This is a genomic window from Chitinophaga vietnamensis (assembly GCF_902167635.1).
Classification (GTDB): domain Bacteria; phylum Bacteroidota; class Bacteroidia; order Chitinophagales; family Chitinophagaceae; genus Chitinophaga; species Chitinophaga vietnamensis.
Genome location: NZ_CABHMS010000008.1, coordinates 81,394 through 100,696 on the forward strand (window position 1 = coordinate 81,394; position 19,303 = coordinate 100,696).

Sequence of the window (19,303 nt, forward strand, 5' to 3'; positions counted from 1 at the left end):
GGCCGCTGTTGTTTACAATTGCGTGTAGAAGAGATTCCACCATCCGGGATAAAAAAGGACGGCCTCAGCTATCTGTGAAAAGCGGGCTGCGTCGCGATACCCGCGTTTTTGTTATGGTCGCATTTTTGAAAAACAGTCATTGAAAAAACTATTGATGTCATTTATAAAAGTTTCGATCATGTTTGTGAAAGAAAAATTGATAGACCTGCTGGGAGATCTTGTGAAGATCAATAACGATCGGGTGGAAGAATATCAACACGCCTGCGATGCAACCGACGACACCGACCTCAAAGCTTTGTTTCAGCAAATGATGGACGACAGTCGCAACTTTGCCCACCGGCTGAACGATGAACTGGCGGCAATGGCTAGCAGTGTGGGAACAAATATCACTACAGGAATGCTGTACCGCACATGGATGGATGTGAAAACGGCCTTCAGCGGTAAGGACCGCCACGCGATCCTTTCCTCCTGCGAGTTCGGTGAGGATGCCGCCCAGCGCGCCTATACAGACGCTCTGAAGAGCGATACGCCCATGCCCTACTACATCCGCGAGATCATCGCGAGCCAGCGGGCCGTGCTCCGGGATGCGCATGATACGATCAAAACATTCAGAGACCTGGCCCATGCACACCGCTGACAAGCGATCTTTTTTGTGCATTCCTTGGCGGGTTATTCTTTTTGTTCAAGTTAGGATCAGGGATGGTTGTTCAGGAATACCATACTACATTTGACCATATGATGTTCCAATCATGCTTATCTTAATAAGTAATATGGCAACTACGGGATTTTAGGTACAGGGCTGCTTCTTCATCGTTTGAGGCAGCCCTTTTTTGTTTCGCGTACTATACGGACATCCGCCGGAATGGCCGCCAGCTATTCAATTGGCGCCTGTTTGTTCATTTTGTTCATCTTGTTTTGCAAGTTGTGATGATCGGTACAGGTTATTTATCTTTATAAAGATTGAGAGAAGTCATCCTTGTAAATATTTATGACCATCTATGAAAAACAAACAGGGCCGTCTAAAACGGCCCTGTTCTATGCTAATACATGATCCCAGTCTTTCCATACCGGCTCATAACCCTGTCGGCGTAACATGGCTGCTATGGCGGCGGCACTCCGTTCATCCGATATTTCAAACTGCTCCAGCGATTGTGGCGCCACGCTGTAGCCGCCGGGATTGGTTCTGGAACCCGCGCTCATGGCGGTGATGCCCAGCTTGATGATATGGTCCCTGAATTTTTCTTCTTCCCTGGTGGAGATGCTCAGTTCCACTTCCTGGTTAAAGAGGCGCCAGGCGCAGATAAGCTGCACCAGTTCGCGATCATTCATTGGCACCTTCGGCGGCAGGCCGCCGGAGAAAGGACGCAGCCGCGGAAATGAAATGCTGTACTTTGTTTGCCAGTAAGTCTTTTCGAGATATTGCAGGTGCAGCGCCGTGAAAAAACTGTCGGTGCGCCAGTCTTCCAAACCGATGAGCACTCCCAAGCCCATTTTGTGGATGCCCGCTTTTCCAAGCCTGTCGGGCGTTTCCAGCCGGTACTCAAAACTTGATTTACGGCCTTTGGGATGGTGTTTCCGGTAATCGTGCTGGTGGTAGGTTTCCTGGTACACAAGCACCGCATGCAAGCCCAGCGGGATCAGTGCAGCATAATCTGCTTCATCCATGGGTTGTACTTCCATGGAGATATTGGAAAAATGCGGCCGCAAGAGGGTCAGGGCTTTTTGAAAATAGTCCAGGCCTACGGTCTGGTGGGCTTCTCCGGTTACGAGCAGTACATGATCATAGCCCATCGCTTTGATGGTGGCCGTTTCCTGTAATATCTCGGCGCCGCTGAGCGTGCGGCGCGCGATCTTGTTATCGAAACTGAAACCGCAGTAGGTGCAGATGTTCTGGCACTCATTGGAAAGATACATCGGGATGTATAATTGCATCGTGTTGCCAAATCGCTGTAAGGTAAGCTGGTGGCTCATGTTGGCCATCGTTTCCAGGTAGGGCGCCGCGGCCGGGGAGATCAGCGCTGCAAAATCATGCAGGCTGCGCCTGGATGTTTGCAGCGCCCGTTCCACGTCGACAGCGGTTTTGGCGTAGATGCTGTTTTTTACATCGTCCCATTCATGTTGTTGGAAAATATCTATGAACATATTCCTGAATTATGTTGTGTAAAAAATTATTGGCATATCGCCCCCGGGTGAAACCCGGGATAAAATGCCGTCTGCGCTACGTTAAGCCCCGTAGGGGCGATACTCATCATACCTCATCCAGAAACGCAATGAGCGGACTGGAAGCCACCGCTTGTCGGCCGCTGGCAGGCAGGCCTGCCTCATAGGCCATGCGGCCCGCTTCCACGGCGGATTTGAAGGCGGCGGCCATTTGCACGGGATCGCCGGCTACGGCAATGGCGGTATTCACGAGCACTGCATCGGCGCCCATCTCCATGGCTTGCGCGGCCTGTGAGGGACTGCCAATGCCAGCATCCACGATCACGGGCACTTTACTTTGCGCGATAATGATCTCCAGGAAATCATACGTTTTCAACCCGCGGTTGCTGCCAATGGGAGAGCCTAAAGGCATCACTGCGGCGGTGCCCGCGTCTTCAAGACGCTTGCACAATACCGGGTCGGCATGGATGTAGGGCAATACGATGAATCCGAGCTTGGCCAATGCTGCCGTGGCTTCCAGCGTTTCCACAGGATCGGGCAGCAGGTAACGCGGATCGGGATGTATTTCCAGTTTGATCCAGTTGGTTTCCAGCGCTTCGCGGGCTAACTGTGCCGCATATACGGCCTCTTTGGCATTGCGGACGCCGGAAGTGTTGGGCAACAGCTGCCATTGCGGATGATGGAGATGTTGCAACATATCGTCCGACTGATGTTGCAGGTCTACCCGTTTGAGCGCTACGGTCACCAGTTCGCTGCCGGAGGCCAGCAGCGCTTGTTCCATCACTTCTGGTGAAGAGAATTTACCTGTGCCGGTAAACAACCTGGAACTGAATGCCCTGCCGGCTATGTTGAGTGCTTGCATGTCAATATGCGTTTAATTGTTTGTAGAGATGTTGTACCAATACGCCTTTTTCTGTGGCATGTGTGATCATGCCGCTGGCGGCGATGCCATGTATGCCGGTCTGCATCAATGCATCAATATCTTCCGCCAATATTCCCCCGATGGCGATAACAGGAATGGCTATACGTTTTTCTTGTAGTGCCTGTATGATGGCCTTATAGCCTTCCAAACCCAGTATGGGGCTGAGGTTTTCTTTGGTAGTAGTGAAGCGGAAAGGCCCCACGCCTACATAGCTGGCGCCGTCGGCTGCGTGTTGAAAAATATCGGCAGCAGTGTTGGCGGTGCCGCCTACGATCATATCCGGGCCGGTGATGGCGCGTGCGGCAGCTACGGTCATATCGTTCTTGCCTACATGTACGCCATCTGCGCCAACGCTGACGGCTATACGTGGGAAATCGTTGATGATGAGGGCGGCTTTGTAGTAGTCCGTGATCTTGCGGGCAGCAGCTGCCATCGGCAGCACGTCCTGCTCCGACTGATGTTTCACCCGCAGCTGTATCCACTGGCAGCCGGCATCGCAGGCCGCGCGGATATGATCGGTATGTGTACCGGTTCCGGTTTGTTGTGAGATATAATGTAATCTGTTGATCATCTGTAATGATATCCTGTAAGTGATGAATGACTGGATAATACGTTTTCCGTATATGCTTTCCCGTTAGCGCAGGCGGGTATCAGCGATAGCCCTGCTGCCAGCGAGGCGGTGATGGCGGCAGACAGTATGCATCCCGAACCATGTTTGGGCCATACGGGCCCGGGGCCGGGCGCAAACTGATGCTCTTCTCCTGCTGTATACAAAGTATCGTAGCCAGGTTTGCCAGTGCGATGGCCTCCTTTCAGCAATACGGCGCAATGTGCGGAAAGCTCCCTGGCGGCCTCTTCGCCGTTGCGGGCGCCGCTCAGCAGCAAGGCTTCGTTATAGTTTGGCGTGAGCAGGTAGATATCCCGCAGGAGCTGTTGCCAGGCCTGCTGTTGCACCGATGCCTGGAAAGTGAAGCCAGCGGAGGCTTTCAGCACAGGGTCCAATATGATGTGGATGCCGGGCGCCAGCTCCTTCAGTTGGCGTACCAATGCTTGTGTGGCCTGCACATCAGGCATGATGCCGATCTTGCAATAGCGCACCGTATGTGCAGCCAGCAGTGGTTGTGCCTGTGCCATGATCTGCGGCAGCGGCAGCCAATCAACGCTGATAAACCGCGACGCAGTTTGCACGGTGAGTGCGGTGCATACGCCAAAACCGTATACGCGGTGTTGTTCAAAAGTTTTGATATCCGCCAGCAGGCCAGCGCCCCCGCTGGGGTCGAGGCCGGCGAGCGTCATCACATATGGTCGCTCCTGTTCCATGCGGCGAGTATCTGTTGAAAGTTAAAGACGGCCTGCTGTGGCTCGCGCCAGATGCTGCCCAGCAATGCTGCGCCGTCGTAATGCCATTGTTTCAGTAACCCGATATTATGTGCGCCGATGCCGCCCAGCGCCAGTACGCGCCGGCCGCCCTTGTCGGGCAGCGGTCCTGCAAAACGGCCCTGGTAGCTCCTCTTGGAGATACTGTCGAAAACGGGACTGAGCAGCAGCGTGTGAAAACCATCGTCCTGCGCAAGCAATTCCAGGATGGAATGCACGCCGGTGCTGCTTTCCGGATACTGTTGTATACTGGCGCGCCTTTGCCACGGACTGAGCAGGCTGCGGGTGCGGTTGCTCCAATGAACGCCTCCCAGCTGGTACTGGTGGTACAAGGAGTAATGATCACGGACGATGATGCGTGGATAGTACACCGGGTCTATCCCGTCCAGCAGTTGCCGGTGTTCATCTTCGGTCCATTCCGGCTTGCGCAGCAGCAGGCGTGTGGCGCCGGCATCCAGCAGCTCCGGAAGGATACGCGCTTCTTCGTATATACGTTCAGGTGAGGTGACAATCCAGATCATGGCGCGCAAAGTTTTAAGCGGTGTAGATCTCTGCGCCGCCGGAACGGAAGGCAGCCGCTTTCTCTTCCATGCCTGCCGCGAGGGCTTCTTCGTCCTGCAATCCTTGCTGCTCGGCAAATTCACGCACTTCCTGCGTGATCTTCATGGAGCAGAAATGCGGGCCGCACATAGAGCAGAAATGCGCGACCTTGGCGCCTTCAGCGGGCAGGGTTTCATCATGATAGGAACGTGCTGTTTCCGGATCGAGGGAGAGGTTGAACTGATCTTCCCAGCGAAATTCGAAACGCGCCTTGCTGAGGGCATTGTCGCGGTGTTGCGCGCCAGGATGGCCTTTGGCAAGATCGGCAGCATGTGCGGCGATCTTGTAGGTGATCACGCCTTGCCGCACATCTTCTTTATTGGGAAGGCCCAGGTGCTCTTTCGGTGTCACATAACACAGCATAGCCGTGCCGAACCAGCCGATCATGGCGGCGCCGATGCCGGAGGTGATGTGATCATAGCCGGGCGCGATGTCGGTGGTCAAAGGCCCGAGCGTGTAGAAAGGCGCTTCGTGGCAGCATTCCAGCTGTTTGTCCATGTTTTCCTTGATGAGTTGCATGGGCACGTGGCCAGGGCCTTCGATCATCACCTGCACCTGGTGCTGCCAGGCTTTTTTGGTGAGCTCGCCGAGGGTTTCGAGTTCTGCAAACTGGGCGGCATCGTTGGCATCGGCCAAACTGCCCGGCCGGAGGCCGTCGCCGAGGGAGAAAGCTACATCGTAGGCTTTCATGATCTCGCAGATCTCATCAAAATGGGTATAGAGGAAATTCTCTTTGTGATGCGCCAGGCACCATTTAGCGAGAATGGAACCCCCACGGGATACGATGCCCGTTGTTCGTTTAGCCGTTAACGGTATATATCTCAACAATACGCCGGCGTGAATGGTGAAATAGTCTACGCCTTGTTCCGCCTGTTCTATCAGGGTATCACGGAATATTTCCCAGGTGAGGGCTTCCGCTTTGCCATTCACTTTTTCCAGCGCCTGGTAAATGGGCACGGTGCCGATGGGCACAGGTGAATTACGGATAATCCATTCGCGCGTTTCATGAATATTTTTGCCAGTGCTGAGATCCATGATAGTGTCGGCGCCCCAGCGGCAGGCCCACACGGCCTTTTCCACTTCTTCTTCAATGCTGGAGCTAACGGCGGAGTTGCCGATATTGGCATTGATCTTCACCAGGAAATTGCGGCCAATGATCATGGGTTCGCTTTCCGGATGGTTGATATTAGCGGGGATGATGGCCCTGCCGGCGGCTACTTCCTGGCGCACAAATTCCGGCGTGATAAATTTCACGGGCGTATTAGCACCGAAACTGTTGCCTTTATGTTGTTGCCAGAGGGCGTTGTTATCGCGGTAAAGCGTTGCTGCGAGCTGGTTTTCACGGATGGCGATGTATTCCATCTCCGGTGTGATGATGCCTTGCTGCGCATAATGAAGCTGCGTTACGTTGCTGCCGGCTTTGGCGCGCAGCGGGCGCTTGTGGGCGCTCATAAGGGGCATATTGCCTGCTTGTTCGAGCAGGCCGCGTACATAGCCGCTGGAATATGCCGGCAGCTGCTCGGTGTCGGCCCGGTCGCTGATCCATTGCTGGCGCAGGCGTGGGAGGCCTTGGGTCACGTCGATAGGAATGTTTGGATCGGTGTAGGGGCCGCTGGTGTCGTATACCACAACGGGTGCATTGGGTATGGCGGCGCCCTGCTTGCCATGTAAGCGTGTATCCGTTAACGTTATACGGCGCATCGCTACGCGGATAGGATGCAGTTGGCCGTCTACATATATTTTTTCCGACGCGGGAAAGGGTGCGCGGCTGATGGCCGCAGGCTGTTGTTGCATGGGTAATAATTTTTTTCAGACAATAGGAATCCGGTCCGTGTTATCAAACTACGGAGAGGCATATACGAAGAATGTGAGGACCGCTACCCGCCTTGTGTAGCGCGGATGATCGTGATGTTGTCGGCAGCGGCAACGGCGGCAGTATCCCAGGCGGCGCGCGGGACTACTTCGTTATTAACGGCTACCGCAATGCCTTGGGCGGATAATTGAATAAACTGTAAGAGTGCAGCAATTGTAGTTCCCGGCTGCACCGCATAAAGTTTATTGTTTACAAGCACTTCCATGATTGCAGGAATTTAAGTGAACAATAAACTTTAAGGATGTGTGGAAGATGAAGGAGATCAGTTACTTTTCCCTACGGCAGTATGAGCTGCTTCAGGTACTGAGGGTATCATCTCAGCTTATGCGGTGTGAGCGCATAAACACCCCTAAAGTGAGCGGTAAAAGTAATAATAATTTTGGGATTTATGGATTTACGGATTTATGAATTTAAATTCGAAAATCCATAAATCCGAAAATCACACTAATTTTAGCATATGCTGAAAGAAAAAGGCCTGTGGCTTCTCATAATGGTATTTGTTGCCTGTAACCCGGCGCCGGAGCATGAGCCGGTGAAAACGAATGACGACAGCCTGGTAGGTATTGCAGACAGCAGTGATGTTGTAACGGTGGACAGCACCACTGCTGCTGTTGCAGATACGCTGCATGTGGATGCAGCTAAGCTCATAGGAAAGTGGATTCAGCCCGTAACGGGCGTGGACAAGGAAATGCAGGGTTTTCAGCTTAGGAAGAACGGTACGGCAAAGTCCATTAACATGTACACACTGGTATATGAAAAATGGCTGTTGTCGCACGATACCCTCTTCTTATGGAATCATTCCGAAGGGGTAAAAGATACCACTACACTGGTGGATACTACCGTTATAAAAGAACTCACGGATACTTCGCTGGTACTGGCGCCCTTGAAAGCTGCTGCGGGTTATAAGGAAAGATACCAGAGAAGCCATCAATAAACACGTTATCAGTTGTAGATCTGCCACAGTCCTACCAGGCAGGCTACAACTGCCATAAATATGCCGGCAGTGGCCAGCTGCATATCGTCAATACTCTTTCTGCCAATATACAGGGATATGAAACCAATTGCGATGGCCAGTCCGCCCGCTGTTACGGCGTAGGCAGGGGTTTTAGTGGTAAAGGAAAAAGCTGCCGCCAGCACACCAATAACGAGTGCGCCGATGCAGGTTGTTTTTGCTAAGGCTGTTGAGTGTTGCATATGGATGCTAATTTAAACAGGTGAAGGAATAATTGTTCTGCTATGATTGTTGACCACTTAGATCTTTTGATGTTAAAGGATCTTCCCAGGGAACTTTAAGTAAAGGGCCTACTTCCTGGTAACGCTGATCCTGGTATTCATCCAGCCCATATTGGATCGCCGTTGTATCCCGCACTTTGATGAAAGTGCCGCAAAGCCTGTCCCATATAGAAAAAATATTTGCATAGTTAGCGTCTGTTTCGGGCTGATAGCGGCTATGGTGTACCTTGTGCATATCTGGTGATACGATGATCCAGCTAAGGGCATTATCCAGCCATTTGGGCAGCCGTATGTTTGCATGATTGAACTGCGACATAAAGGCGGAGAGCGACTGATACGCCATCACCATCCAGAAGGGAACGCCCATCGTGATGATTGCCACAAAGAGCGCGCCTACCCGGAACAGGCTTTCCACCGGGTGATGCCGCAAGGCCGTGGTAGCATCTATCTGGGTGTCGATATGATGTATCTTGTGAAAATGCCACATCCATGCGGATTTATGTTGTACCCAATGGATCAGGTAGGCCCCGATGAAATCCAGCATCAGGAAGGCCAGTACTGTGTGTAACCACAGCGGCAGTTGCACGAGATATAATAGCCCGAAATGTTTTTCGCTCGTCCAGAGAGAGGCTTTAACGATCAGGAAAGCAAGGCCCGTATTGATCAATACGGTGGTGAGAGTGAAAAAGAGATTGGTGCCGGCGTGGCGGTAGCGGCTGTTGCGGAAACGGAAGCGCGGAATAATGCCTTCAATGATCCACAGCAGTAGTAAACCACCCACCAGTATTGCGGTGCGGTACACCGGAGGGATATGCTCAAAAAATGATACCATAACCTGGCAAAATATATAGCGTATAATTTCTCTATACTCGTGTGTCTGTGATGGTTTTACAACCAGGCCAACAATCGTTGTTTTTCTGCGGGGCGGGGGATAAAAATAATTGCCTTGTTACACCATTCAATGATCCCTCTGCTCGATCATCTTCAAGTAAAAAGTACGAAAATTTGGGGAATAAATCACGCGGATTTCCGCTACAGTAAAGAAAAAAAGCAACCTCTTTGTGAGAGATTGCTTTATGTATTATCATTTAGCTTCAAGCAAATTGCTTGCGGCGATTTTAGTATAGCCGTTACGTTTAGTTGTTCAACATCAGTGGCATTACCAGCATGAGCAGGTCTTCATTTTCTTCTTTTTCGGAAGGTTTGAGGATACCGGCTTTGGTGGCGGTAGCGAGTTCCATGGAGATCTCGTCGCCTTCGGCGGCATTGAGCATTTCGATGAGGAACTTGGCATTGAAAGCGATCTGCATATCATCGCCGGTGTACTGGCAGTTCATGCGTTCATTGCCTTCGAAGGAGAAGTCCACATCTTGCGCAGAAAGTTGCAGTTCGCTGCCTGTGATGGCGAGAGCTACCTGGTTGGTGCTTTTATTAGCGAAAACGCCTACACGTTTCAGCGCGTTCTGGAAGTCGCTTTTCACGAGGGTGAGGCGGTAAGGATTATCTTTTGGTATCACTACTTTATAGTCAGGGAATCGTGCATCGATGAGGCGGCAGATCATCTGTGCGCCGTCATGTTGTACGAAGAAGTGGTTCTGGCTATAAGATACTTTGATTTCAGAGTCGTTGTCTGGCAGTGCGGATTTGAGCAGGTTCAGCGGTTTTTTAGGCACGATGAAAGTGTCTGCCTTCGGGCATTGCACGTCTGTTCTTACGTATTTCACGAGGCGGTGGGCGTCGGTAGCTACGAAGGTGAGACTGTTGGGCGCGAGTTCGAAGAATACGCCGGTCATGGCCGGACGGAGGTCGTCGTTGCTCACGGCGAACAATGTTTTATTGATAGCGGTTACCAAGCCGGTGGCGGTCATGGTAAAGGAAGTCGTATCATCTGCTGCGGGCTCTTTGGGGAAATTCTCCGGGTTTTCGCCCATTACTTTATACTTGCCGTTGTCGGAAGTGATCTCCACTGCATAAGAGTTCAGGTCGATGTGGAAAGTGAGCGGCTGGTCCGGGAGGTTCTTGAGTGAATCCATCAGGATCTTTGCAGGAATACAGATCCGGCCGTTTTCTTTGGCTTCCACCTCCAGCTTCACCCGCATAACGGTTTCCAGGTCAGTTGCAACTACGGTCAGCTCGTTTTTGTCAATCAGGAACAGAAAGTCCTCCAGTATGGGCAATACTGTATTCGAATTGATAACACCGCTGATCTGTTGTAATTGTTTTAATAAAGTAGAGGAAGAAACAATAAATTTCATGGTCTATATGAGTTTGCTTGTCATTCTTATGGTGATAATCATGCCTGTCCGTTCACATGATACCTGTGTAAAAGGTGTAAATGTACTTCAAACAAAGATAGAAAGTTTTGGCATTCTCCCTAATTTCATCACATCTTATACACGAAAATATCCCCGTTTTACACAACGATTTCCAATACCAGATATATTATTGCTAAAGATAATGTTGGATAGATGGCTTGGATTTCGTAGTTATTTTAGATAAGATAATATCAGAATGATGATTTTTTGAATATTCTGAAAAGAATCTGGCTGTTCTTTTAAATTATCTTCAAATCGGTTACTTTTGCCGCGCAGAAAAATTTTTCCAAAACCAACAAAAAAAGCAGGTTATGAAACTGTCTCATTTAGCCGAAACACTGATTGGATCAGAAATCATCAAGTTAGCAGCTGAAGTAAAAGAGAAGCAGGCCAAGGGTGAAAAGATTTACAACTTCACCATCGGCGACTTTGACCCGAAGGTTTTCCCTATCCCGGTTGAGTTTGAGCAGGAAATCATCACCGCATACAAGGAACACCTTACCAACTACCCTCCTGCCGATGGTATCCCCGAGCTGCGGAAAGCCGTGAGTGAGTTCATCGGCGCACGTGAAGGCCTGACTTACGACCCGGCTAAAGAGATCGTGATCTCCTGCGGCGGCCGCCCCATCATCTACGCTACCTTCCGCACCATCGTTGACCGTGGCGAGAAAATAGTATACGCTACGCCCTCCTGGAATAACAACCACTACACCCACTTCCTGGAAGCAGAGCACGTAGTGCTGGAAACCAAACCTGAAAACGACTTCATGCCCACCGCAGCGGAACTGAAACCACTGCTCAAAGGCGCCACCCTGCTGGCGCTCTGCTCCCCGCAGAACCCCACTGGTACCGCCTTTGGCAAACAGCAGCTGGAAGAGATCTGCGACCTCGTGCTCGCAGAGAACAAAAGCCGCGGCGCCGACCAGAAGCCATTATATGTGATGTTCGACCAGATGTACTGGGTGCTCACCTTCGGTGATACACACCACTACAACCCCGTATCCCTGCGTCCGGAAATGAGAGATTACACCATCTTCATCGATGGCATGAGTAAGGCTTTCGCCGCTACCGGCGTGAGAGTGGGCTGGGCGCTCGGCCCTGCACATGTGATCGGCAAAATGAAATCCATCCTCTCCCACGTGGGCGCATGGAGCCCGATGGCCGAACAGAAAGCCGCCGCACGCTACCTTGTACAAACTGCCAATGTGGATAAATACCTCCAGCACTTCAAAGGTGAAATCGAAGAAAGACTGGAAAAAATATACGAAGGCTTTGACCGCCTCAAGAAAGCTGGTCACCAGGTAGATGCCATCGCGCCGCAGGCTGCGATCTATCTCACTATCAAAATTAACCTCGTTGGTAAAAAGACCGCCGATGGCCAAACACTGGCGGATCAGTCAGCGGTGACCTCTTATATCCTCAACGAAGCCAAGCTGGCCTTGGTGCCGTTTTACGCTTTCGGCGCAGCGAAAGACTCTTCCTGGTACCGCCTCAGCGTAGGTACCTGCGTGAAAGAAGAGATCCCTGAGATGTTTGAAAAACTCCAGGTCGCGCTGGAAAAACTGAAATAAGTTCATCATATAACGGTAAAGCCCCCACGCAGCCCGTGGGGGCTTTTTATTTTCTCTCCCCTGATCTTTTGACTTTTTCGGTAAAAAAGTTAAAAACATGTTAATTGGTCAACTTTGGTTACTATTTTAAAAAATCTTCTTAATTTTGACCTTGAAACTAAAAAAGTCAGAAAGTTAATGCAAGCAGAGACAAGAGATGAAATGCGGGACAAGATCCTCGAGGCGGCTCTGAAGCGCTTTACGCACTATGGCGCTTCAAAGACGACGATGAACGAGATCGCCGAGGACCTTCGCTGCTCGAAAGCATCTTTATATTATTATTTCCCCGACAAGAACGGCATGCACATGGCCGTACTGGAAAAGATCGGAGAAGCCTATTTCCAGGAAATGGAAAAAGAGGTAGCCCATATCAAATCGGCCGCCAAAACCCTGCACAACATCATCGAGATACGGAAGAAGTACATCTGCAAATTCAGCAGGCTGGAACTGTTCCGCATCATGCAGGAAGCATCAGAGGAGATACATGAACAGGTAAGGCTTGCGAAGAAAAGAGAGATAGAGCTCCATGCCGAGGTCATCAAAGCGGGTGTAGCGCTGGGAGAATTTAAAGTGAAGAACCATTACAAAACAGCAGAACTGCTCATACAATCGTTGCTGGGACTACGTTTCGCCGTACCGGCAGACATGGAACGCAGAGGCGCGGATTATGATTTTGATGAACTGGAAGCAATCGTACTGGAAAAGCAGAAAACTTTGTTAGATATATTCATCAGAGGAATCAAAGCATAAAGAACGGAACCATGGCAGTGAGAGAACGGATAATGGAAACGGCGCTGAGGATGTTCAGGACGTATGGCGTGAAAGGGGTTACGATGTTTGATATTGCCCGCGACTGCGGCATATCCAAGAAAACAGTGTATGAGCACTTTTCCGACAAGCAAACGCTCATAGACGAAGGGATGCAAATACTCCTGAACAGCCACATCGCTTATTTCCAAGAGCTGCACAACACCGCAGAAAATGCCATTGAAGAACTGGTCGGTAATATGAAATACATTACCTCCATGGCCAGAACACTTAACCCGGTGATGCTTTTTGAAATTCAAAAGTATCACCCCGATACCTGGCGTAGCATAGAAAGTTTTAAAGCCAGCTGTATTCTGTTTGGTATCAAAGAAAATCTGAAAAGAGGCATGGCGGAAGGCCTATATCGCCAGAACCTCGACATCAACACGATAGCCCGCATGCGCCAGTTGCAACTGGAAGCAGCCTTCGACCCGGCTCAATACCCGGCAGCTGATTTTCAGATGCCCGAAGTAATGGAACAGGTCACCGCACATTTTATCCTGGGAATTGCCACCATCAAAGGGCATAAACTGGCAAACCAGTATTTACAAATTAAAGAAGAAGAATAAACAGAACTACGCTAATCAATTAACGTATGAAGCGATTCAAGTTATCGCTTATCCTCTTGCTGGGGATAGGTGTATCTCATGGCTATGCCCAGGCGCAGCTGACATTGCAGGAAGCTCTCCGCTTTGCGTTGAACAACAACCAGGGACTGGCCAGAACACGCATGGATGAAGAAATGGGAAAATTCAAGACCCAACAGGCACGCTCACAGGCATTGCCGCAACTCAATGCCTCCGGTAACTATACCGACAACCTGCAATTGCAAAAGTCAGTATTGCCCGGTATCCTGATCGGTAAGCCGGATACCTCGCTGCTCGTGGCTTTCGGCGTGAAATACAGTGCTTCCGTCGGCGCCGACCTCGAACAACAGGTGTTCAACCAGGCCGTATTCACCGGCCTCAAAGCCGCCAAATCCGGTGAGGAATATTATAAACTGCAAACGCAGCAATCCACCGAAAGCGTGATCTACAACGTATCACAGCTGTATTATCAACTGCTGGTAACACAGGAAAAGATCAAAACGCTGGATAGCAACATCCTCAAGCTTACCCAATTGGTGACCGCCACCAAATCACAATATGATAATGGCCTCGCCAAAAAAATTGACCTGGACCGCATCAAAGTGAACCTCACCAACGTGGTGACACAACGCACCCAGCAACAACATCAGCTGGCCATACAAACCAATAACCTGAAACGCATCATGGGCATGCCTTTGCAGTCGGCCTTCAGCGTGCCGCCGGCATCCCTCGGGGAGATCGAAAGCAAAGCCGCCGGCGTATTGCAGTTTGAAGATGCTAACACCGACGGCAGAACGGAGATGAAGCTGCTGAAGAAACAGGAAGAACTGCAACTGCTGCAAAAGAAAGCCTACCAGGCAGAATATTACCCAACGCTTTCGGTTTTTGGCAGGTACTCTTATAACGGTGTGAGCAATCAATGGGCCTTTGCCAAAGACCCTGCTAACAACAGCGCCTGGTTTGGCGCCGCCGCAGTAGGGCTTTCCCTCAAGATACCCATCTTCGATGGCTTCAACCGCCGCGCTAAAGTAGGTCAGGCCAACGTAACGCTGCACCAGCTGAAAGCGCAGATGGCAGAAACATCGTTCAACCTCAACACCGAATACGAGAATGCCAAACTGGCCATCCGTACCAATCTTTCTACCATCCATACCCAGAAAGAAAATATGGACCTGGCTAACGAAGTATATTATTCTACCCAGAATAACTATCGCCTCGGTCTCGCCAGTTTGACCGACCTGCTGAATGCTGAAACCTCGCTCACCGACGCGCAAAACAGCTACAACGAAGCGCTGCTGCAATACAAGCTCGCTGAACTGGATATCATCAAAAGCAAAGGACAGCTGAAAGAACTGCTTAACTAGTACGCATATACGAAACAGACAACATCAACACACATACAAACTATTTGCAGATGAAAAAATTTATTATCTGGGGCCTGGTAACGGTAGGGGCAGTGGTACTGATCATGTGGAAGCTCAACGCAAATAAGAAAGCCAACGAGGCAAAAACGGAATTTGTGAAACAGAGCAACAACGGCGACGTGCCGGTGCTGATACAGAAAGTATCCCGCAATGACTTCTCCCAGGGATTCCTGGCCAACGGTAACTTCGCGCCCATCCGCGAACTCAGCTACATGGCCGAAACTTCCGGACGTATCACCAAACTGCTGGTAGACGAAGGCAGCGTGGTACGCCAGGGCCAGCCCATCGCCTATATCGACGGGCAGATACTGAATACTGACCTCGAATCTGCGAAAGCAAACCTGCAACAACTCAAAGTAGATAAAGAAAGATATGAAGCCGCCTTTCAAACCGGCGGCGTAACGCAGAAACAAGTAGACGACGCACGCCTTCAGTACGATGTGGCTAAAACCCGCTACGAGGCCGCCAGCCGCCGTGTGAGCGATACCTATGTGAAAGCGCCCATCTCCGGCATCATCAACAAAAAATATGTGGAACAAGGCGCTTACCTCTCCCCCGGTAATAAAATGTTCGACATCGTAGATGTGTCCAGGCTGAAATTGGCCGTGACAGTGCCCGAGAGCCAGGTGGTATCACTGAAGACAGGACAAAAAGTGAACGTGACCTCCAACGTATTTCCTGAAGCGAACTACGAAGGCACCATCACCTTCATCGCCGCAAAAGGCGACAACTCCCTCAACTACCCGGTGGAAATGGAAGTGAACAACATCGCCGGCAAACAGCTGAAAGCAGGCATGTACGGCACTGCGCACTTCTCTTCTCCGGAAACAGACAAAGCGATCTTCATTGCGCGCACAGCCTTCATAGGCGGCGTGAACAGCAACGAAGTATATGTGATGCAAGGCAATACCGCCAAAAAACGTAAGGTGGTGGCCGGCCGCATCCTGGGCGACCAGGTAGAGATACGGGAAGGGCTAAACGAAGGCGAAACCGTCATCACCTCCGGTCAGATCAACCTCACCGATGGCGCCACCGTAGCCGTACAGCACACAGCGAAGTAAGCCAGGATTTGTTGAACAAACTTTTGTAACATGAAGATCACTGAAGTATCCATAAAAAGGCCTACCATCGTGGTGGTGGTATTTACCATCCTCACGCTCCTTGGCGTGATGAGCTATAAATCGCTCAACTACGAACTGCTGCCCAAGTTCAGCTCCCCGGTAGTGACCATCTCCACCATATATCCCGGCGCCTCCCCCAACGAGGTGGAAAGCACCATCACCAAGAAGATCGAAGACGCGATCGCATCGATGGAGAAGATCAAGAAGATCACCTCCAAATCTTCTGAAAGCCTCTCCATTATTACCGTTGAGCTGAATAACGACGCCAACGTGGACATTGCTTTGCAAGATGCGCAACGTAAGGTGAACGCGATCCTGGCTGATCTGCCGGGAGATGCCAAACCCCCATCCCTGAATAAATTCTCACTCGACGATCTGCCGATCATGACTTTATCCGCCACCGCCAAGATGGACGATAAACAGTTCTATGACCTGGTAGATAAAAAGCTGCAACCTTTGCTGTCGCGCCTTCCCGGCGTGGCGCAAGTATCGCTGACCGGCGGCCAGGAGCGCGAGATACAGGTGAATGTAGATCCGAAGAAATTGCAAGCCTTTAATCTGTCTATCCTGCAATTGCGCCAGCTGATCACCAACGCCAACCTCGACTTCCCTACCGGTAAAGTAAAAACCGCCAATGAGCAGATATTGATCCGCCTTGCCGGTAAATATAAAAGTGTAGACCAGCTCCGCAACCTGGTGCTGAAAACCACAGAAACCGGTACACAAGTACGTTTGATGGACGTGGCAGATGTACAGGATGCGCAGAAAGATGCCGAACGTATTGCCCGTGTAGATGGTGTGAACGCGATTGCGCTGCAGGTACAGAAACAAACAGATGCCAACGCCGTGACGGTGAGTGAAGAAATGAAAAAGGCTATCGCCCGCATTGAGAAAGACTATGCGGCCAATGACCTGAAAATACTGGTGGCAAACGATTCTTCCGACTTTACGCTGGAATCGGCCAACTCTGTGATCCATGACCTCATCCTGGCGGTAATACTGGTAGCGGTGGTAATGCTGCTGTTCCTGCACAGTATCCGCAGTGCGCTATTCGTGATGATCTCCATCCCGGCCTCGCTGATCGCCACTTTCATCGGTATGAAGCTGATGGGATTCTCCCTCAACCTCATGTCGCTGCTGGGCCTCTCGCTGGTGGTGGGTATCCTCGTGGATGATGCCATCGTGGTGCTGGAAAATATATACCGGCATATGGAGATGGGTAAGAACCGCGTCCGTGCTGCGTTTGATGGCGTGAAAGAAATCGGCTTCACGGTAACCTCCATCACCTTGGTAATTGTGGTGGTGTTCCTCCCGATCTCCCTTACGAATGAACTGGTGTCAAAAATTCTCCGCGAATTTTGCGTGGTGGTAATGATCTCTACCATGCTCAGTCTCCTGTCTTCTTTCATGATCGTACCGCTCTTGTCTTCCCGCTTTGGCAAGCTGGAACATATCACTGGTAAAAATCTCTTCGAGAAATTTATTCTGTGGTTTGAAAGACAGTTACAATCTTTCACCGCCTGGATGACCGGCATCCTCAAATGGGCGCTGGGGCATAAAGCCATCACGCTGATTGCCGCAATAGGCTTGCTGGTAGCGGCTTTGCAGATGAGTAAATATTATATCGGCGGTGAATTCATTCCGAAAGGCGACCGCGGTCAGTTCATTGTGCAGCTGGAAATGCCGAAAGATGCATCAGTGGAGCAGTCGAACCAGGCTACCCGGAAGGCAGAACAGTATCTCAATAAAAAACAGGAGATCACCCGTTTGATCACCACTGTAGGACAAACATCTGAGGATGGTTTTGGTAACTCTCAATCTACTGCGTATAAATCAGAGATCACGGTGATGCTTGTCGATCCTGAGAAACGCAAGGATGCTTCTGATATCTATGCCGCCAAAGTGAAGAAAGAACTGAAAGCGATCCTGCCTGGCGTAAAAGTGAAAACCACAGACGTGAGCATTCTCGGTACTGCGGAAAGAGCGCCGGTAGAACTGGTGGTGATGGGCTCCGAGCTGGACAGCGTAATGGCCTTCGCCCGCAAGGCGATGGACACGCTGAAAACCGTGCCAGGCGCCAGCGAGGTGAAACTCTCTGTAGAAGAAGGTAACCCGGAGATCAACGTGCAGGTAGACCGCGACAAGATGGCCGCGCTGGGCCTCACCCTCGATGCCGTAGGAGGTACCATGCAAACAGCTTTCAGCGGCACCGCAGATGATTCTAAAGTGAAGTTCCGCCAGGGCGATTATGAATATGATATCAATATCCGGTTTGATGATTTCAACCGGAAGAATATACAAGACGTATCGAACATTCAGTTCGTGAATGATAAAGGCCAGCTGATCAAGTTATCGCAGTTTGCTACGGTTACTGAAGGCTCCGGCCCCAGCCACCTGGAAAGAAGGGATAAAAATACTTCCGTGTCTGTACAGGCGCAGGTATCAGGCCGCCCCTCCGGTACCGTTACGCAAGACTTTGCGGCCAAACTGGAAAAGATGAAGAAGCCTGCCGGTATCAGTTACCTGTTTGGCGGAGACGCTGAAAACCAGGGCGATTCCTTTGGTACGCTGGGTGCGGCGTTACTCATCTCTATTGTGATGGTATACCTGATCATGGTGGCGCTGTATGATAACTACATCTATCCTTTTGTGGTATTGTTCTCTATCCCGCTGGCGATCATCGGGGCATTGCTGGCGCTGGCGCTCACGAACAATACGCTCAACATCTTCACTATCCTGGGTATGATCATGCTGATTGGCCTGGTGGCGAAGAATGCGATCATCCTGGTGGACTTTACCAACCAGATGAAAGAGCAGGGCCAGAGCACCTATCATGCGCTGATACACGCCAACAATGCGCGTTTGAGGCCGATCCTCATGACCACTATCGCGATGGTGATCGGTATGTTGCCGATCGCGATGGCAACAGGCGGTGTGGCCTCTACCAAGAACGGCCTCGCCTGGGTGATTATCGGCGGCCTGATCAGCTCCATGTTCCTCACCCTTATCGTAGTGCCGGTGGTGTACATGGTGGTAGACAAGATGATGGCGAGATTCGGCATGGGCAAGCTTTCCAAGAAGCGCTACATCCGTCAGCGCATGGTGGCTTCCTATGAAGAAGTACCGTTAAATGAAGTGCACGTGAATTAAAATATTTTGATGAAATGTTACTAACAGTGTAACAGTTGTAGGTTTAGGTAAATAGCCGGAATAATCTTATTCCGGCTTAATTTTTTTTATTCTTTGATTTTCACAAGAAATCCTTTCCTGTTTA

General features: G+C 50.7%; 18 protein-coding genes and 1 riboswitch. Of the genes, 8 read left to right on the forward strand and 10 right to left on the reverse strand.

Annotated elements, in window-relative coordinates; translation table 11 throughout:
- Positions 1-178 precede the first annotated feature (178 nt).
- Positions 179-637 carry a ferritin-like domain-containing protein gene (locus FPG75_RS20680; RefSeq protein WP_143309473.1) on the forward strand — a complete coding sequence of 153 codons (459 nt, stop codon included), beginning with the start codon at positions 179-181 and terminating at the stop codon, positions 635-637.
- A 398-nt stretch (positions 638-1,035) separates the two neighbouring features.
- On the opposite strand, the gene thiH is transcribed toward FPG75_RS20680, so the two are convergent.
- From thiH to thiS, 7 genes are all read right to left on the reverse strand, one after another.
- On the reverse strand, positions 1,036-2,142 hold the full coding sequence (gene thiH, locus FPG75_RS20685) for a 2-iminoacetate synthase ThiH (protein ID WP_143309476.1): 1,107 nt from the start codon (positions 2,140-2,142) through the stop codon (positions 1,036-1,038).
- A gap of 106 nt (positions 2,143-2,248) precedes the next feature.
- The gene (locus tag FPG75_RS20690) at positions 2,249-3,022 is read right to left on the reverse strand and encodes a thiazole synthase (RefSeq protein ID WP_143309478.1); all 774 of its coding nucleotides are present in this window, start codon (positions 3,020-3,022) and stop codon (positions 2,249-2,251) included.
- Between the two features lies 1 nt (position 3,023).
- Positions 3,024-3,653: a thiamine phosphate synthase gene (locus FPG75_RS20695; RefSeq protein ID WP_143309480.1), complete on the reverse strand. Its 630-nt coding sequence runs from the start codon at positions 3,651-3,653 to the stop codon at positions 3,024-3,026.
- Complete coding sequence (locus FPG75_RS20700) at positions 3,650-4,402, reverse strand: hydroxymethylpyrimidine/phosphomethylpyrimidine kinase (RefSeq protein WP_143309482.1); 753 nt, start codon at positions 4,400-4,402, stop codon at positions 3,650-3,652. The genes FPG75_RS20695 and FPG75_RS20700 overlap by 4 nt, the downstream gene beginning before the upstream one ends.
- Positions 4,378-4,980 carry a thiamine phosphate synthase gene (locus tag FPG75_RS20705; RefSeq protein WP_143309484.1) on the reverse strand — a complete coding sequence of 201 codons (603 nt, stop codon included), beginning with the start codon at positions 4,978-4,980 and terminating at the stop codon, positions 4,378-4,380. Before FPG75_RS20705 ends, FPG75_RS20700 begins: the two co-directional genes overlap by 25 nt.
- A 13-nt stretch (positions 4,981-4,993) precedes the next feature.
- Entirely contained in the window at positions 4,994-6,853 is a 1,860-nt protein-coding gene (gene thiC / locus FPG75_RS20710) for a phosphomethylpyrimidine synthase ThiC (protein ID WP_143309486.1), read from the reverse strand.
- 83 nt (positions 6,854-6,936) lie between these two features.
- Positions 6,937-7,137, reverse strand: coding sequence for a sulfur carrier protein ThiS (thiS, locus tag FPG75_RS20715; RefSeq protein WP_143309488.1), 201 nt, complete (start codon positions 7,135-7,137; stop codon positions 6,937-6,939).
- Between the two features lie 51 nt (positions 7,138-7,188).
- A riboswitch (TPP riboswitch) is annotated at positions 7,189-7,293 on the reverse strand.
- A 96-nt stretch (positions 7,294-7,389) separates the two neighbouring features.
- Here thiS and FPG75_RS20720 point away from each other — a divergent pair.
- A complete protein-coding gene (locus FPG75_RS20720) occupies positions 7,390-7,866 on the forward strand; it encodes a lipocalin-like domain-containing protein (protein ID WP_143309490.1) in 477 nt (158 codons plus the stop codon).
- A gap of 8 nt (positions 7,867-7,874) precedes the next feature.
- On the opposite strand, the gene FPG75_RS20725 is transcribed toward FPG75_RS20720, so the two are convergent.
- The 3 genes from FPG75_RS20725 to dnaN all read right to left on the reverse strand — a co-directional run bounded on the left by FPG75_RS20725 (position 7,875) and on the right by dnaN (position 10,420).
- The gene (locus tag FPG75_RS20725) at positions 7,875-8,126 is read right to left on the reverse strand and encodes a hypothetical protein (RefSeq protein WP_143309492.1); all 252 of its coding nucleotides are present in this window, start codon (positions 8,124-8,126) and stop codon (positions 7,875-7,877) included.
- Positions 8,127-8,166: 40 nt separating this feature from the next.
- Positions 8,167-8,997, reverse strand: a complete 831-nt coding sequence (locus FPG75_RS20730) for a sterol desaturase family protein (RefSeq protein WP_143309494.1) — start codon at positions 8,995-8,997, stop codon at positions 8,167-8,169.
- Positions 8,998-9,301: 304 nt separating this feature from the next.
- Entirely contained in the window at positions 9,302-10,420 is a 1,119-nt protein-coding gene (gene dnaN, locus FPG75_RS20735) for a DNA polymerase III subunit beta (protein ID WP_143309496.1), read from the reverse strand.
- 371 nt (positions 10,421-10,791) lie between these two features.
- Between dnaN and FPG75_RS20740 the strand changes: the two genes are divergently transcribed.
- The 6 genes from FPG75_RS20740 (at position 10,792) to FPG75_RS20765 (ending at position 19,179) form a co-directional block, all read left to right on the forward strand.
- Positions 10,792-12,051, forward strand: a complete 1,260-nt coding sequence (locus FPG75_RS20740; protein ID WP_143309498.1) for a pyridoxal phosphate-dependent aminotransferase — start codon at positions 10,792-10,794, stop codon at positions 12,049-12,051.
- Positions 12,052-12,228: 177 nt separating this feature from the next.
- On the forward strand, positions 12,229-12,840 hold the full coding sequence (locus FPG75_RS20745) for a TetR/AcrR family transcriptional regulator (protein ID WP_143309500.1): 612 nt from the start codon (positions 12,229-12,231) through the stop codon (positions 12,838-12,840).
- Positions 12,841-12,851: 11 nt separating this feature from the next.
- Positions 12,852-13,466, forward strand: a complete 615-nt coding sequence (locus FPG75_RS20750; protein WP_143309502.1) for a TetR/AcrR family transcriptional regulator — start codon at positions 12,852-12,854, stop codon at positions 13,464-13,466.
- Between the two features lie 26 nt (positions 13,467-13,492).
- Positions 13,493-14,848 (forward strand): TolC family protein, encoded by a 1,356-nt coding sequence (locus tag FPG75_RS20755; RefSeq protein WP_143309504.1) that lies wholly within the window; start codon positions 13,493-13,495, stop codon positions 14,846-14,848.
- A 50-nt stretch (positions 14,849-14,898) separates the two neighbouring features.
- Positions 14,899-15,969 carry an efflux RND transporter periplasmic adaptor subunit gene (locus tag FPG75_RS20760; protein WP_143309506.1) on the forward strand — a complete coding sequence of 357 codons (1,071 nt, stop codon included), beginning with the start codon at positions 14,899-14,901 and terminating at the stop codon, positions 15,967-15,969.
- 30 nt (positions 15,970-15,999) lie between these two features.
- A complete protein-coding gene (locus FPG75_RS20765; RefSeq protein ID WP_143309508.1) occupies positions 16,000-19,179 on the forward strand; it encodes an efflux RND transporter permease subunit in 3,180 nt (1,059 codons plus the stop codon).
- Positions 19,180-19,303 lie beyond the last annotated feature (124 nt).

Bases quoted from the DNA above. Each gene is read 5' to 3' on its own strand.
- FPG75_RS20700 (WP_143309482.1), bottom strand. From the start codon at position 4,402: ATGGAACAGGAGCGACCATATGTGATGACGCTCGCCGGCCTCGACCCC.
- FPG75_RS20730 (WP_143309494.1), bottom strand. From the start codon at position 8,997: ATGGTATCATTTTTTGAGCATATCCCTCCGGTGTACCGCACCGCAATA.
- FPG75_RS20760 (WP_143309506.1), top strand. From the start codon at position 14,899: ATGAAAAAATTTATTATCTGGGGCCTGGTAACGGTAGGGGCAGTGGTA.
- FPG75_RS20745 (WP_143309500.1), top strand. From the start codon at position 12,229: ATGCAAGCAGAGACAAGAGATGAAATGCGGGACAAGATCCTCGAGGCG.
- thiH (WP_143309476.1), bottom strand. From the start codon at position 2,142: ATGTTCATAGATATTTTCCAACAACATGAATGGGACGATGTAAAAAAC.
- FPG75_RS20705 (WP_143309484.1), bottom strand. From the start codon at position 4,980: ATGATCTGGATTGTCACCTCACCTGAACGTATATACGAAGAAGCGCGT.
- FPG75_RS20695 (WP_143309480.1), bottom strand. From the start codon at position 3,653: ATGATCAACAGATTACATTATATCTCACAACAAACCGGAACCGGTACA.
- FPG75_RS20690 (WP_143309478.1), bottom strand. From the start codon at position 3,022: ATGCAAGCACTCAACATAGCCGGCAGGGCATTCAGTTCCAGGTTGTTT.
- FPG75_RS20725 (WP_143309492.1), bottom strand. From the start codon at position 8,126: ATGCAACACTCAACAGCCTTAGCAAAAACAACCTGCATCGGCGCACTC.
- FPG75_RS20680 (WP_143309473.1), top strand. From the start codon at position 179: ATGTTTGTGAAAGAAAAATTGATAGACCTGCTGGGAGATCTTGTGAAG.
- thiC (WP_143309486.1), bottom strand. From the start codon at position 6,853: ATGCAACAACAGCCTGCGGCCATCAGCCGCGCACCCTTTCCCGCGTCG.
- thiS (WP_143309488.1), bottom strand. From the start codon at position 7,137: ATGGAAGTGCTTGTAAACAATAAACTTTATGCGGTGCAGCCGGGAACT.
- dnaN (WP_143309496.1), bottom strand. From the start codon at position 10,420: ATGAAATTTATTGTTTCTTCCTCTACTTTATTAAAACAATTACAACAG.
- FPG75_RS20765 (WP_143309508.1), top strand. From the start codon at position 16,000: ATGAAGATCACTGAAGTATCCATAAAAAGGCCTACCATCGTGGTGGTG.
- FPG75_RS20750 (WP_143309502.1), top strand. From the start codon at position 12,852: ATGGCAGTGAGAGAACGGATAATGGAAACGGCGCTGAGGATGTTCAGG.
- FPG75_RS20755 (WP_143309504.1), top strand. From the start codon at position 13,493: ATGAAGCGATTCAAGTTATCGCTTATCCTCTTGCTGGGGATAGGTGTA.
- FPG75_RS20740 (WP_143309498.1), top strand. From the start codon at position 10,792: ATGAAACTGTCTCATTTAGCCGAAACACTGATTGGATCAGAAATCATC.
- FPG75_RS20720 (WP_143309490.1), top strand. From the start codon at position 7,390: ATGCTGAAAGAAAAAGGCCTGTGGCTTCTCATAATGGTATTTGTTGCC.